This is a genomic window from Microbacterium sp. RU1D (assembly GCF_900156435.1).
In the GTDB taxonomy this organism is placed as follows: domain Bacteria; phylum Actinomycetota; class Actinomycetes; order Actinomycetales; family Microbacteriaceae; genus Microbacterium.
Genome location: NZ_FTPQ01000001.1, coordinates 954,977 through 967,426 on the forward strand (window position 1 = coordinate 954,977; position 12,450 = coordinate 967,426).

General features: G+C 70.9%; 15 protein-coding genes. 10 read left to right on the forward strand and 5 right to left on the reverse strand.

Features of this window, described 5'->3' with window-relative positions:
• Positions 1 to 44: 44 nt before the first annotated feature.
• Positions 45 to 1,148: an FUSC family protein gene (locus tag B0B15_RS04295; protein ID WP_076673542.1), complete on the reverse strand. Its 1,104-nt coding sequence runs from the start codon at positions 1,146 to 1,148 to the stop codon at positions 45 to 47.
• A gap of 98 nt (positions 1,149 to 1,246) precedes the next feature.
• Positions 1,247 to 2,212, reverse strand: a complete 966-nt coding sequence (locus B0B15_RS04300) for an alpha/beta fold hydrolase (RefSeq protein WP_076673544.1) — start codon at positions 2,210 to 2,212, stop codon at positions 1,247 to 1,249.
• A 78-nt stretch (positions 2,213 to 2,290) separates the two neighbouring features.
• Here B0B15_RS04300 and B0B15_RS04305 point away from each other — a divergent pair, with 78 nt between their 5' ends.
• On the forward strand, positions 2,291 to 2,533 hold the full coding sequence (locus tag B0B15_RS04305) for a DUF3072 domain-containing protein (protein WP_076673546.1): 243 nt from the start codon (positions 2,291 to 2,293) through the stop codon (positions 2,531 to 2,533).
• Positions 2,534 to 2,574: 41 nt separating this feature from the next.
• On the opposite strand, the gene B0B15_RS04310 is transcribed toward B0B15_RS04305, so the two are convergent.
• Positions 2,575 to 3,063, reverse strand: a complete 489-nt coding sequence (locus B0B15_RS04310; protein ID WP_076673547.1) for a MarR family winged helix-turn-helix transcriptional regulator — start codon at positions 3,061 to 3,063, stop codon at positions 2,575 to 2,577.
• 150 nt (positions 3,064 to 3,213) lie between these two features.
• On the opposite strand from B0B15_RS04310, the gene B0B15_RS04315 reads away from it, so the two are divergent.
• Both B0B15_RS04315 and B0B15_RS04320 read left to right on the forward strand, forming a co-directional pair.
• The gene (locus B0B15_RS04315; protein WP_076673549.1) at positions 3,214 to 3,741 is read left to right on the forward strand and encodes a MarR family winged helix-turn-helix transcriptional regulator; all 528 of its coding nucleotides are present in this window, start codon (positions 3,214 to 3,216) and stop codon (positions 3,739 to 3,741) included.
• A gap of 93 nt (positions 3,742 to 3,834) precedes the next feature.
• On the forward strand, positions 3,835 to 4,089 hold the full coding sequence (locus B0B15_RS04320; protein ID WP_076673551.1) for a three-helix bundle dimerization domain-containing protein: 255 nt from the start codon (positions 3,835 to 3,837) through the stop codon (positions 4,087 to 4,089).
• A 93-nt stretch (positions 4,090 to 4,182) separates the two neighbouring features.
• Here B0B15_RS04320 and B0B15_RS04325 read toward each other — a convergent pair whose 3' ends face one another.
• Entirely contained in the window at positions 4,183 to 4,494 is a 312-nt protein-coding gene (locus tag B0B15_RS04325) for a DUF7882 family protein (RefSeq protein WP_076673552.1), read from the reverse strand.
• A 126-nt stretch (positions 4,495 to 4,620) separates the two neighbouring features.
• On the opposite strand from B0B15_RS04325, the gene B0B15_RS04330 reads away from it, so the two are divergent.
• Complete coding sequence (locus B0B15_RS04330; protein ID WP_055959437.1) at positions 4,621 to 4,938, forward strand: DUF7882 family protein; 318 nt, start codon at positions 4,621 to 4,623, stop codon at positions 4,936 to 4,938.
• A 3-nt stretch (positions 4,939 to 4,941) separates the two neighbouring features.
• Here the strand turns inward: B0B15_RS04330 and B0B15_RS04335 are convergent, their stop codons facing one another.
• A complete protein-coding gene (locus tag B0B15_RS04335; RefSeq protein ID WP_076673554.1) occupies positions 4,942 to 5,268 on the reverse strand; it encodes a DUF7882 family protein in 327 nt (108 codons plus the stop codon).
• Positions 5,269 to 5,384: 116 nt separating this feature from the next.
• Here B0B15_RS04335 and B0B15_RS16440 point away from each other — a divergent pair, with 116 nt between their 5' ends.
• From B0B15_RS16440 to treY, 6 genes are all read left to right on the forward strand, one after another.
• On the forward strand, positions 5,385 to 5,537 hold the full coding sequence (locus tag B0B15_RS16440; protein ID WP_176776562.1) for a hypothetical protein: 153 nt from the start codon (positions 5,385 to 5,387) through the stop codon (positions 5,535 to 5,537).
• Positions 5,538 to 5,580: 43 nt separating this feature from the next.
• Positions 5,581 to 6,258: a GTP pyrophosphokinase gene (locus B0B15_RS04340; protein ID WP_076673556.1), complete on the forward strand. Its 678-nt coding sequence runs from the start codon at positions 5,581 to 5,583 to the stop codon at positions 6,256 to 6,258.
• Between the two features lie 56 nt (positions 6,259 to 6,314).
• Positions 6,315 to 7,166: a transposase gene (locus B0B15_RS04345; protein ID WP_076673558.1), complete on the forward strand. Its 852-nt coding sequence runs from the start codon at positions 6,315 to 6,317 to the stop codon at positions 7,164 to 7,166.
• Positions 7,163 to 7,645, forward strand: coding sequence for a glutaminase (locus B0B15_RS04350; RefSeq protein ID WP_076673560.1), 483 nt, complete (start codon positions 7,163 to 7,165; stop codon positions 7,643 to 7,645). Before B0B15_RS04345 ends, B0B15_RS04350 begins: the two co-directional genes overlap by 4 nt.
• Positions 7,646 to 7,742: 97 nt before the next feature.
• Entirely contained in the window at positions 7,743 to 9,965 is a 2,223-nt protein-coding gene (gene glgX, locus B0B15_RS04355) for a glycogen debranching protein GlgX (protein ID WP_256334170.1), read from the forward strand.
• A gap of 5 nt (positions 9,966 to 9,970) precedes the next feature.
• Positions 9,971 to 12,376 carry a malto-oligosyltrehalose synthase gene (gene treY / locus B0B15_RS04360; protein ID WP_076675157.1) on the forward strand — a complete coding sequence of 802 codons (2,406 nt, stop codon included), beginning with the start codon at positions 9,971 to 9,973 and terminating at the stop codon, positions 12,374 to 12,376.
• Positions 12,377 to 12,450 lie beyond the last annotated feature (74 nt).

Consider the following 12,450-nt stretch of genomic DNA (forward strand, 5'->3'; position numbering starts at 1 on the left):
TCCGCGGCGGTCTGAGCGGCGGGGCGGGGCGTCGTCGCTGTACCTCAGCGTGCGCCGGTGTCGGCATCCGGGTCGGAGAACGGCCCGCACGCCGCGATCACCCGGCGCAGCGCCACGGCGGCTTCCCACCCGTCGAGCGGCTCGTCGTCGGCGTCGAGCCCTCGCAGGCGCTGGGTGTACGCGGTGAGTGCGGTTTCGGCCTCTTGGAGCTGCGCGGCGGTGCCCTCGGGCTCGGGCGGCGTGGTCACCAGGCGCGACACCGCGCGGACGGCCGCGGCGAGGGTGCGTCGCGCGTCGTCGGGGAGGCGGGTTTCGGTGTCGGGCCCCGTCGTGAGCCGGGTGAGGGCGGCGACGAGCTCGCGAGTCGCGTCGGCGGTGCCGGTCAGAGCGTCGAGACGTCGCCGGTCGAGGTCGCGAGGTGCCTGGAGACGGCGTCCGCGGGGGTTGTACCGGCGGCTCTCGTCTGCCAGGTCGACTTCCTCCCGCACGTCGGCCAACGTCGCCGTGAGCCCCTCCGTCGCGGCGTCTGCGGCCGCGGGATCGAAGGCGTGACCGGCCAGTGCGTCGGACATGCGGTCCAGGGCCGCGCCCAGCGCGTCGCGTAGCCGCGTCAGGCGATCGTCGGCGCGCTGCACGCGCAGCGGAGGCACGATGACGAGGTTCACCACGACGCCCACCAGGACGCCGAACGCCATCGTCATGAGGTACGACGACGAGTATCCATCGGGGTCCGCCCCGCCGAGCAGGAGGACGAACAGGGCCGCGACGGCCACCCAGTCGCGGCCGACACCGAGCGCGCGTACCCCGGCCAGGAGCACGCCGACCAGGATGACGATGGCCACGGCGACGATGCGGGGGAGGCCCGTGCCCACCACGGCGAGCGCGCCGAGGCCCAACCCGATGCCGAGCGCGAGGCCCACCACCGCCTGCACGCCGCTGGAGGCCGACCGGGCGACGGTGGGGTACATGCTCACGAGCACGCCGAGCGGCGCGTAGTACGAGTACTCGCTCTGAGCGAAGGGCACGAACGGCGCGAGATACCACGCGAGGGCGGCGGCTACGGCCGTCTTCGCCGCCAGCAGCAGGCGGTCGGCGGTGACGGCGTCGGCCCACCACCTCCGGGGGTCGAGGGCCGGGGGAACGGTCATGGGCACACCGTGCAGGGGCGAGTCAGCACCATTCCATGGTGCGTCCAGGCCCTCAGCCGCCCACGGGGGTTGCTCGTTCGCAGGCGTCGGGGTACGCCTCAGCGGCCGGGGCGGTACGCGTCCCACAGCAGGCGCGCGTGCCGGGCCTTGGCCTTCTCGACACCGCCTTCGTCCTTGCGCGCGGCGCTCACCCATTCGGCGAGACGGCTGGCCATCGCACCGAGCACCATGCTCACGTCGGCGCGCCGCGCCGGGGGGACGGCGGCATCCTCCGCCGGCATCCGTCCCTTCATCGGCAGCTCGTCAGCGACGTGGCGGAGGACGAGCTGGGCCACACCCACGGCGTGGCTGTTGACGACGCAGTGCGCCGCACCCCGGATCTCCCACTGCCGTGCGTGGTCCGCGCGGTGCGCGAGGCGCGAATGCAGGCGGCGCGGGGAGGGGCGGTCGAACTCGCCGCGCAGCAGGAGCAGGCGTGCGCGACCGGCGCCGATGCGGTCGGAGATGCGATAGCGCAGCATGTGCGGCAGCGTCTCGAAGAAGTACAGCACCCCGCACAGCAGGTAGGCCGACACGGCGAGCAGGGCGATGTGCAGCGACTCGCGCACGGTCGACTGCACGAAGCGCACCGCCTGTAGCAGCGCGTTCGCCTCGGCCTCGTCGACGACAGGGCTCACCAACACGGCGTGCGACAGCGTGAGCCGACGGGCGAGCACCTCCGTGACCACCTGGGTTCCCATCGAGTGACCGACGAGGATCGGGTCATCGAGCCCGTAGTGGTCGAGGACCCCCTCGACCTGATCGGCGAAGAATCCGGGGGTCGGCGCCTCGCCCGACGCCGGGACGCCTCCGAACCCCGGCAGATCGAGGGCGTACACCTCTCCCTCCTGGGCCAGCAGCGGCGCGAGGAACTCGAAGTAGGTCGCGGCGACCCCGATGCCCGCGATGAGGACGAATGAACGCCCCGTCCCGGCCCCGGTCGACATCCGGGTGACGCGGGTGCGGGCGGAGTCGCCCTGGTACGTCTCGACCTGGACGTCGGTGGGGCGTGGATCTACGGGCATCGATCAAGGATGCCGTACCCGCCTGGGCGGGCTGTCAATCCCGGGGGTCGGCGGGCCCGCAGCGCTTAACCTGCCGGAATGAGCGATACCTCCCGCGAAGAAGAGACCCTCGGCGCCGTGCGCGAGGGCGACAGCAACCCCGCCGAGAAGGACCCGTCGGACTGGGTCACCGGCGACGAGCCGATGACCGCTCCCCAGCGCAGCTACCTCGACACCCTGGCCCGCGAGGCGGGCGAGGAGATCCCCGCCGACCTCACCAAGGCCGAGGCGTCGGAGCAGATCGACCGCCTGCAGAACGAGACCGGCCGCTCCACCGAGTGATCGGAGCCGGATGACATGGCGCCGCGCCCCGTACGAGCCGTTCAGGCCGTGCGGGGCGCTTCGTCGTCTGCGACCATGTCGTCGATGTCCTGCCGCTCGCCGCGCGCGATGTCGTCGAGGAAGTCGGCGACGATCCGCCGCTCCGCCGGACCCAGCTTCGCTGCCGCCGCCGCGGCCGAAGCGCGCCGCACGGAGAGGATGCGACGGGCGGGGGACGAGGGGTCGATGGTCTCGCGGACGACGATGGAACGCCGGTCTCCGGGGTACGGCTCGCGCTCGACCCACCCGGCCTCCGCGAGCCGGTCGATGAGGGCCGTCGTCGCCGCCGACGAGATGCCCAGCATCGCGGCGAGCATGCGCGGTGTCACCGGTTCGTCGTCGGGCAGGCGCTGCAGGAGGAACCGCAGGACCTTGGCGTCGTTGGGACCGATGCCGAGGGAGGTGAGAGCCGCGCGCTCCGAGGCGACTCCCGAGTCGGTGAGGTCGTTGAGCGCCTTCACCACGTCGTCCGTGGTCGCCGTGCCTCTCATCTCGCCTCCCCGGTCTGTCTCGGTGCGCTAGTGTCTTCGGTGCTGAGCTAGGTGCCTATCGAGTAGATAGCTGATCTACTTACCATCGTACCTGTCCGCCATGCGCATCGGCAGGGGGCTGGACGAGCTCCCCTGTCATAAGATGCCCTGGTGGAAAACGGGTCCGAGTCGTCGCGGTACTGGTACGGCGCGAGCGAAGAAGACCGCCGCCGTCGCGCAGTCGACGTGCTGCAGGCCTTCCGCGTCTACCGCGCCGCCGAGGTCGCGATGCGCCGGCGCACGCGCGAATCGATGTCGATGGGTGAGAACGAGCTCCTCGTCCTGCGCTACCTGCTGAAGGCGGCGGGTCGGGAACGTCAGGTCTCGCCCAGCGAGCTCACGCGCTACCTCGGCGTCTCCACCGCCTCGACCACGGCGATCGTCGACCGTCTCGAGAAGTCGGGGCACGTCACCCGCGTGCCGCACCCCACCGACCGCCGCAGCATCTTCATCGTGGCAACCGCTGCGAGCGACGAGGAGGTGCGCGCCACCCTCGGGTCGATGCATACGCGCATGATGGCCGCCGTCCTCGACATGACCCCCGACGAGAGCTCGGCCGTCATCGCCTGCCTCGCGCGCCTCCAGGATGCCGTCGACCAGGTCGACCTGCACCCCGTCGAGGTCGACGCCGCGCACTGAACGGACGCCGGTCGAACGGATTTTGAGAAGCTAGGCGGCCTTCTTTCCCCCGCAGCATTAGGTGGCCCGGCGCGACCGTGAAACCATGAAGTCATGGACGAGAACGCGGTCGATGTGAGTGCGTCCTCGCACGCGTCCGACGCCGTTCAGGTGGTCGACGGTGTGCAGGTCGCCTCGTTCGGCGACGTCGTCGCGCGCCTCCGCGCGGACTACCCGGATGAGGATCCGTCGCACATCGAGGCGATCGTCCTGCGCGAGTGGGAGGCCTTCTCGGCCGGTCGACCGCTGGTCGTCCCCACCGCCGTCGAAGAGGGCGCTCGCGAGATCCTCGATCAGCCGCTGGTCTGATCGCGCCGTCGGTCAGACGCGCCGATTCGGCCACGCGCTCCGTTCACGGTCAGGCGCCGCCGAACCGACGCGCCGTCCGGCCCCCCGCCTCGCTCAGGCTCCAGGCTGTTCGGGTTCGGGAACGAGCAGGAGGCCACCCGAGGAGTTCGCCGACGTGGCGAGGGCCTCGATCCACGCTCGGCTCAGCAGGGCCGGTTCGGGCGCGTCGAAGACGAACCGCAGCGGGATCGACGGGTGCAGCCACACGGTGCTGCGCCCCACCTCCTGCCCCGGCCCGTGCGTCCACGACAGGGTGAAGCTCTCCCCCCGACGCAGCTTGGTCGCGATGACCACCTTGACGTGCGCGAGCGCGCGGTCCTCGATCTCGATCGGCGTTGCAACGTCGCCGTAGTAGAGCGTTCCCACACCCGCACGTTAGTCGCCACGAGAGGGAGTGCTCCCGGGGGTTGCGACGCGGGCGGTGCGCGTGGCACCCGGACGACGCTTTGGCGGTTCTCGGACGATGCTGCGTTCCTCGACTAGGCTTTCGGCATGGGCCGATTCATCTACGACACCGTCGCGAACGCCGTCGACATCGATGACCGCACGCTGGCGCACCTTCGCATCGTGGTGATGAACAAGCTTCGCCGCTCGGAGTCGTTCATGTTCGACGTCGAGGTCGGCGACGGCAGTGGTCGTCGCAGCTTCTGGATGCACCCGTCGGTGCCGATCCAGTTCCACTTCTACGGCAGCCGCCAGCCGCGCATCAACCGCGTGTGGGTCGAAGACCTCATGCTCGCGGCATCCGGCCCCAACGGCCTGGCCATCACGCCCGAGCCGAGCGAAGACGCCCACGTCGAAGAGGGCTGACCTCTAACGCTTCTCGGCGTCCTGCGTCGGGGTGACGTCCTCGGGGACGAGCATGATGCCGCCCGAGGAGTTCGCCGAGTCGGCGAGTCGCTCGATCCACTCCCTGCTGAGGGTGGTGGGCTCGGCGTCATCGAAGACGAACCGCAGCGGAATCGCCGGGTGCAGCCACAGGGTGCTGCGGCCGCGCTCCTCGTCGTCGCGGTGACGCCATGACAGCGTGAAGCTCTCGCCGCGGCGGAGCTTCGTCGAGATCACGACTTTCAGGTGGGCCAGAGCGCGGTCCTCGATGTGCACCGTGGTGCCGCTTCCGCCGTAGTGAATGGTCCCCATACCCTCACGATACGCCAGGGGCCCCAGGGGATACGCCCGCGATCGTCGGCTGTCAAGACCACCGGCGGCGCGAGGGGCGCCTGTCACTGTGGAGGGACTGCACGGAAGGAGGCGCCGTGACACATCCCCCCACCCCTCGGCATCCCGAACCGGCGGGCGACCCCGACGACCTGCCGGAGGTCTTCAACGGGCTGATCGGCATCGACGTCGTCGACGGCGAGCTGGTGCCGCGGGCATCGGAGCCGCCGCGCGCGACCCCGCCCGCGTGACGTTCCCAGCGGCCTCGTAGCCGCTCCGGTTAGCGTCGAAGGCATGTCGGAGCCGCTGGACGATCAGCAGATCACCGTATCCGGTGCCGCGTTGCGGGCTCTTCGCGATGAGTTCCAGCGATTCCTCATGGAGTACCGTTTCGGGCTCGCCGAGGTCGAGACGAAGATCTCAATCCTGCGCGAGGAATTCCAGGAGATGCACGCCTACAACCCGATCGAGCACGTCTCGAGCCGGGTGAAGTCGCCCGACAGTCTCGTCGACAAGGTGCGTCGCAAGGGCATCGAGACCGACTTCGACTCCATCCGCGCGACGATCACCGACATCGCCGGCATCCGGGTCACCTGCAGCTTCATCGACGACGCCTATCGCCTCTCCGACCTGCTCACCCGGCAGGACGACATCACCGTTCGCGACGTCAAGGACTACATCGCGGAGCCGAAGGCGAACGGGTACAAGAGCCTGCATGTGATCGTCGACGTCCCGGTGTACCTCTCGACGGGGCGGGTCGACGTACCGGTCGAGGTGCAGTTCCGCACCATCGCCATGGACTTCTGGGCGAGCCTCGAGCACAAGATCTACTACAAGTACGACCGGCTCGTGCCGGCCGAGCTGCTCGCCGAGCTGAAGAACGCCGCCGACACCGCCGCGGAACTCGACACCCGCATGGAACGGCTGCACCGCGAGATCCGCGGTCCCCGCTCGGGCATCGTGTCCCTCTGACACGCACCGTGGCCGCCCGGGTGGTCGCGGCGGCGTTCGGCGACCACAATGAAGGGATGAGCGACGACGCCGCCCGCCTGGACGAAGCCGCCGCCGAGCTGCTCGCTCTACCGCCCGCGCGCTTCACCGCCGCCCGGAACGAGCGCGCCGCCTCCGCCGGCGGCGCCCTCGGTCGCGGCATCGCGAAACTGCGCAAGCCCACCGTCGCGGCGTGGGCCGTGAACCTCCTCGTCGACGACGGGCAGCTGGGCGAGGCCGTCGAACTCTCGCGCGCCCTGCACGAGGCGCAGGACGACCTGGATGCCACGGAACTGGCGCGCCTCGGACGCCAGCGCCGTCAGCTCGTCGCCGCCCTCGCGCGCCGCGCGGCCGACCTCGCGGCCGAGGCGGGGACACCGCTCAGCGCCGCCGCGACCGACGCGGTCGAGAAGACCGTCAACGCCGCGGTGGTCGACCCGGCCGTCGCGGCGGTCGTGCTCACCGGCCGGCTCGTCTCCGCGATCGACCTGGCGGACCTCGACACCTCCGAGCTGGGCGCCGCCGTCGCGGGCTCGGTCCCCGACGCCGCCCCCGCGCCCGCGCCGCGCGACGATCTCGCCGCGCGCCGCGCGCGGAAGGCCGCGGAGCGCGCGGTGCGCGAGGCCGAACGAGCGCGGGCGGACGCCGACCGCGAGAAGGCCGCGGTCGACAAGCGCCTCGCCGCGGCGCGGGAGCGCGCCGACCGCCTGCGCGAACGCGTCGAGGGACTCCGCGCCGATCTGCGCCGCGTGGAAGCCGAGGCCGCGGAGGCCGACGACGCGGTGAGCGGGCACGAGAAGGCGCAGCGCGATGCCGCCACGGCCGCCCGCGACGCCGCGCGCGCGGTCGAACGGGCCGAGGCCGCCCGGGACGGGGGAGGGGACGCGTGACCGACGCCACCGCTGTGTTCGACGCTGCTCGGGCGCGTCTCGCCGACGCGCCGCGCGAGCGGATCGGCGAGCTGCAGGAGGGTCGGCGACTGCTCGGCATCCGGCGTGCTCCCCGCATCGTGCCGCGCGCGACGGCGTGGCACCTCGGCGTGCTGCTCGTGACCGATGACGAGGTTCTCGCGACCGGCGACATCGTTCGCGCCCGCGCCGAGGTGCGCCGCGGTTTCGCGGCGGAGTCGCAGCGCCGCCGCGCCGAGCTCGCCGCGGCGGCCGCGCGCGGCGGGGTCCCCGAGGGCGACACGGTGCACATCGGGTGGCATCCGATCGACCTCGCCCGGCTGGACGGGGCCTCGAGCCCGCTCGCCGTGCGCGGGGGAGAGGCGCTCGTGCGGTGGAGCGCCGCCGGTGGATGGATGCCGCTGGCGCGGTACCTCGACGAGCGCGTCGAGCTGCTGCGGCATCCGCCCGAGCGCGCCTGACGAGCGGGGTGCACAGAGACCCGCGCGCATAGTCGGGGGCGCCCCGGGTGTCAACAGTCGTGACCCCGGCGGTTCGCGGAAACGACGCTGGTCTATCGTGAGCGACGTGCAGCAGGTATGGCCAGGATCCAGTTATCCCCTCGGGGCCACTTATGACGGTAACGGGACGAACTTCGCCCTGTTCAGTGAGGGGGCAGAGAAGGTCGAACTCTGCCTCTTCGATGAGGACGGAACGGAGACGTGCTTCGAGCTGATCGACGTCGACGCGTTCGTCTGGCACGCCTACCTCCCCAACATCCAGCCGGGACAGCGCTACGGCTATCGCGTCCACGGTGAGTACGACCCCGCCAACGGCAAGCGCTTCAACCCCGCGAAGCTGCTCCTCGACCCGTACGCGAAGGCCGTCGAGGGTCAGGTCGACTGGGGACAGGCGGTCTTCAGCTACGAGTTCGGCGACCCCGACTCGTTCAACGACGAGGACTCCGCCGCGCACATGATGAAGGGCGTGGTCGTGAACCCGTTCTTCGACTGGGCGGGCGACCGTCAGCCGAAGATCCCCTACGCCGAGAGCTTCATCTACGAGGCCCACGTGAAGGGTCTCACCCAGCTGCACCCCGACGTGCCCGAAGAGCTGCGCGGCACCTACGCCGGTATCGCCCATCCCGCCGTGATCGATCACCTGCGCAAGCTCGGGATCACCGCGATCGAGCTCATGCCCGTGCACCAGTTCGTCAACGACTCGACCCTGGAGGAGAAGGGGTTGTCGAACTACTGGGGCTACAACACCATCGCCTTCCTCGCGCCCCAGAACACCTACTCCTCGACCGGCGACCACGGTCAGCAGGTGCAGGAGTTCAAGGCCATGGTCAAGGCCCTGCACGCCGCCGGCATCGAGGTCATCCTCGACGTGGTCTACAACCACACCGCCGAGGGCAACCACATGGGCCCCACCCTCTCGATGCGCGGCATCGACAACGAGGCCTACTACCGCCTCGAAGACGACGACAAGCGGTACTACACCGACTACACCGGTACCGGCAACAGCATGAACGTGGGCAACCCCCACACGCTGCAGCTGATCATGGACTCGCTGCGCTACTGGGTTCTCGAGATGCATGTCGACGGATTCCGCTTCGACCTGGCCTCGACCCTCGCCCGAGAGTTCTACGAGGTGGACAAGCTCGCGACCTTCTTCGAACTCGTGCAGCAGGACCCGATCGTCTCGCAGGTCAAGCTCATCGCCGAGCCGTGGGACGTCGGCCCCGGCGGCTACCAGGTCGGGAACTTCCCGCCCCAGTGGACGGAGTGGAACGGCAAGTACCGCGACACGGTCCGCGACTTCTGGCGCGGTGAGCCGCAGGCCCTCGGCGAGTTCGCCTCGCGGCTGACCGGCTCGGCCGATCTGTACGAACACTCGGGTCGCTTCCCGGTGGCATCCATCAACTTCGTCACCGCGCACGACGGCTTCACGCTGCGCGACCTCGTGTCGTACAACGAGAAGCACAACGACGCCAACGGCGAAGACAACAACGACGGCGAATCGCACAATCGCTCCAGCAACATGGGCGTCGAAGGTCCCACCGACGACCCCGAGGTGCTGAAGCGCCGCGCGCAGCAGCAGCGCAACTTCATCGCGACGCTGCTGCTCAGCCAGGGCGTGCCGATGCTGCTGCACGGCGACGAGCTCGGCCGCACGCAGGGCGGCAACAACAACGGCTACGCGCAGGACAACGAGATCACGTGGGTGGACTGGTCGAACATCGACACCCCGCTGATCGAGTTCACCGCGGCCCTCGCCCGCCTGCGCAAGCAGCACCCCACCTTCCGCCGCAGCCGGTTCTTCGACGGCCGCCCGGTCAAGATGGAGGAGGGCGCGCCCATCCCCGACGTGGTCTGGCTGCGTCCCGACGGCTCGCTCATGCAGCCCGAGGACTGGGACAACGGCTTCGGCCTCGCCGTCGGCGTCTTCCTGAACGGCCAGGGCATCCGCGAGCGCGACCGTCGTGGCGAGTCGATCAGCGACGACCACTTCCTCGTGCTCTTCAATGCCGGCGACGACAGGGTCGACTTCCGGCTGCCCGACTTCGAGTACGCCCCCAAGTGGGACGCGTACGTCGACACGGCGGGCGAGCGCGCCAACACCGAGCCGCTCGAGCCCGGCGAGACGCTGCCGCTCGAGCCGAAGTCGCTCATCGTGCTGCGCGAGCACCACCTGCCCGAGCCCGAGGTGGACCACTCGGTGGCCGCCTCCCTCACGGCGCAGATCCAGGTGATCGGCACCGACGACCTGCCCGGCCTGGCGCCCAAGCCGGAGCTGTGAGCGACATGCGGACTCCGCTTTCGACCTACCGCCTGCAGATCCGCGATTCGTTCACCCTCGACGACGCCGCCGAGGTCACGGGATACCTCCGTGACCTCGGGGTCTCGTGGGCGTACCTCTCGCCGATCCTCGAGGCCACGCCCGGCTCCGACCACGGCTACGACGTCGTCGACGTCGAGCGGGTCGACCCCGCGCGCGGGGGCGCGGAGGGGCTCGACCGCTTCGTGCGTGCCGCGCGGGCCGATGAGCTCGGCATCCTGATCGACATCGTGCCCAACCACATGGGCGTCTCTGAGCCGCGCAGCAACGCGTGGTGGTGGGACGTGCTGCGTCAGGGGCGCGCGTCGGCGCACGCGGACGCGTTCGACATCGACTGGGAGTTCGGTGGCGGCAAGGTGCGCGTGCCCGTGCTCGGCGACCACCTCGACGCGGTGATCGCCGAGATCACGTACGACCCGACGCCGGCCGACGACGCCCCCGACGGCCTCATCCGCTACTACGACCACGCGTTCCCGGTGGCGCCGGGGACGGGGACGGATGCCGCGGCCTCGGGCTCGCGCGCTGCGATCGTGGCTCTCCTCGACGCGCAGAACTTCGAGCTGCGCTTCTGGCAGGACGAAGCCGACGACCTCAACTACCGGCGCTTCTTCGCCGTGACGACCCTCGCGGGCGTGCGCGTCGAGCTGCCCGAGGTGTTCGACGCCACGCACGCCGAGATCCTGCGGTGGGTGCGCGAGGGCCTTGCCGACGGCCTGCGCGTGGACCACCCCGACGGCCTGGTCGACCCGGGCGGCTACCTCGACCGGCTCGCGGTCGCTCTGGAGGAGGCCGGCGACGGCGAGGTCGGCTACGTGCTGGGCGAGAAGATCCTCGAGCACGGTGAAGCCCTGCCCTCGTGGTGGAAGACCGCCGGCACGACCGGGTACGACGCCCTCGCCGAGATCGACCGCGTGCTGACCGACCCCGCGGGGGAGGCGGCGCTCGACGCGCTCGACGCGCGCCTGCGCGTCGACAGCGACCTCGCGCCGCTCACCGGCTGGCACGATCTCATCCACGACACCAAGCGCAAGATCGCCGACTCGATCCAGGTGTCGGAGATCCGTCGCCTGGTGCGGGGCCTTCCTGCGTCGCTGCGGGACGAGTTCGAGGCCGACGTGCTGCAGGACGCGCTCGCCGAGATCCTCGCGTGCTTCCCCGTCTACCGCTCGTACCTCCCCGCCGGCCGCGCCCATCTCGACGCCGCCGCGGGCGAGGCCGAGGTGCGCCGGCCCGAGCTGGGCGACGTGATCGAGAAGCTCGTCCCGGTGCTCGCCGACACGAGCCTCGAGGTCGCCTGGCGCTTTCAGCAGACGACCGGGCCGGTCATGGCCAAGGGCGTCGAGGACACGGCGTTCTACCGTTACACGCGCCTGGGCTCGCTCACCGAGGTGGGCGGCGACCCGGGGGAGTTCTCCCTCGACGTCGCCGGCTTCCACACCGCGCAGGCCCTGCGGCACGCGTCGTGGCCGACCGCCATGACGACGCTGTCCACCCACGACACCAAGCGCGGCGAGGACACGCGCGCCCGCATCGCCGTGCTCGCCGAGATCCCCGCGCGCTGGGCCGAGGTGCTGGAGGAGTTCCGGGGGATCGCCTCGACCGGGCACGGCCCCTTCGACGCGCTGCTGTGGCAGGCGATCGTGGGGGCGTGGCCGGAGTCGGCATCCACTCCCGAAGGCCTGAAGGTCTACCGCGAGCGCCTGCACGCGTACGCCGAGAAGGCGGCGCGCGAGGCGAGCGAGGTCACCGGCTGGTGGGAGCAGGACGCAGCCTTCGAGGAGCGTATGCACGCGGTCGTCGATGCGGCCACCGGCCCCGCCGCCGAGCGCGTGCGCGCCTTCGTCGACGAGATCTCGCCCGCGGGCTGGTCGAACGGCCTGTCGGCGAAGCTGCTGCAGATCATGGGCCCCGGCGTCCCCGACGTCTACCAGGGCTCGGAGCTGTGGGAGCAGTCGCTGGTCGACCCCGACAACCGCCGGGCGGTCGACTTCGCCGAGCGCCGTCGGATGCTGGCCGAGATCGACGCTCCGGGGGCCCGTCCCCCGGTGGTGGATGCCACGGGCGCGGCGAAGCTGCTCGTGACCTCGCGCGCGCTGCGGTTGCGGCGCGAGCACCCGCTGGAGATCTACCGTCCGCTGGAGGCCGCGGGTGCGGCGTCCGCCCATGTCGTGGCGTTCGACCGCGGCGGTGTGTTCACGGTCGCGACGCGCCTGCCCCACGGGCTGGAGGCCGCGGGCGGGTGGCGCGACACGGTCGTGCTGCTGCCCGACACGCCGGTCGTCGACGTGCTGACCGGTCGCTCGTTCGCCGGCGGACCGACCCCCCTGGCCGATCTGCTGGCGTTCCTTCCGGTCGCCCTGCTGATCTTCTGACCCCGAGCGCGTGAGGTGCCGGGAACTGTCGCCTCACGCGCCCCTGAAGCGACATTTCTCGGCACCTCACGCGA

What these genes read in the sequence shown, in the direction of transcription:
- B0B15_RS04295 (WP_076673542.1), bottom strand. Translation starts at nt 1,148, where the DNA reads ATGACCGTTCCCCCGGCCCTCGACCCCCGGAGGTGGTGGGCCGACGCC.
- B0B15_RS04300 (WP_076673544.1), bottom strand. Translation starts at nt 2,212, where the DNA reads ATGCCCGTAGATCCACGCCCCACCGACGTCCAGGTCGAGACGTACCAG.
- B0B15_RS04305 (WP_076673546.1), top strand. Translation starts at nt 2,291, where the DNA reads ATGAGCGATACCTCCCGCGAAGAAGAGACCCTCGGCGCCGTGCGCGAG.
- B0B15_RS04310 (WP_076673547.1), bottom strand. Translation starts at nt 3,063, where the DNA reads ATGAGAGGCACGGCGACCACGGACGACGTGGTGAAGGCGCTCAACGAC.
- B0B15_RS04320 (WP_076673551.1), top strand. Translation starts at nt 3,835, where the DNA reads ATGGACGAGAACGCGGTCGATGTGAGTGCGTCCTCGCACGCGTCCGAC.
- B0B15_RS04330 (WP_055959437.1), top strand. Translation starts at nt 4,621, where the DNA reads ATGGGCCGATTCATCTACGACACCGTCGCGAACGCCGTCGACATCGAT.
- B0B15_RS04335 (WP_076673554.1), bottom strand. Translation starts at nt 5,268, where the DNA reads ATGGGGACCATTCACTACGGCGGAAGCGGCACCACGGTGCACATCGAG.
- B0B15_RS04340 (WP_076673556.1), top strand. Translation starts at nt 5,581, where the DNA reads ATGTCGGAGCCGCTGGACGATCAGCAGATCACCGTATCCGGTGCCGCG.
- B0B15_RS04345 (WP_076673558.1), top strand. Translation starts at nt 6,315, where the DNA reads ATGAGCGACGACGCCGCCCGCCTGGACGAAGCCGCCGCCGAGCTGCTC.
- treY (WP_076675157.1), top strand. Translation starts at nt 9,971, where the DNA reads ATGCGGACTCCGCTTTCGACCTACCGCCTGCAGATCCGCGATTCGTTC.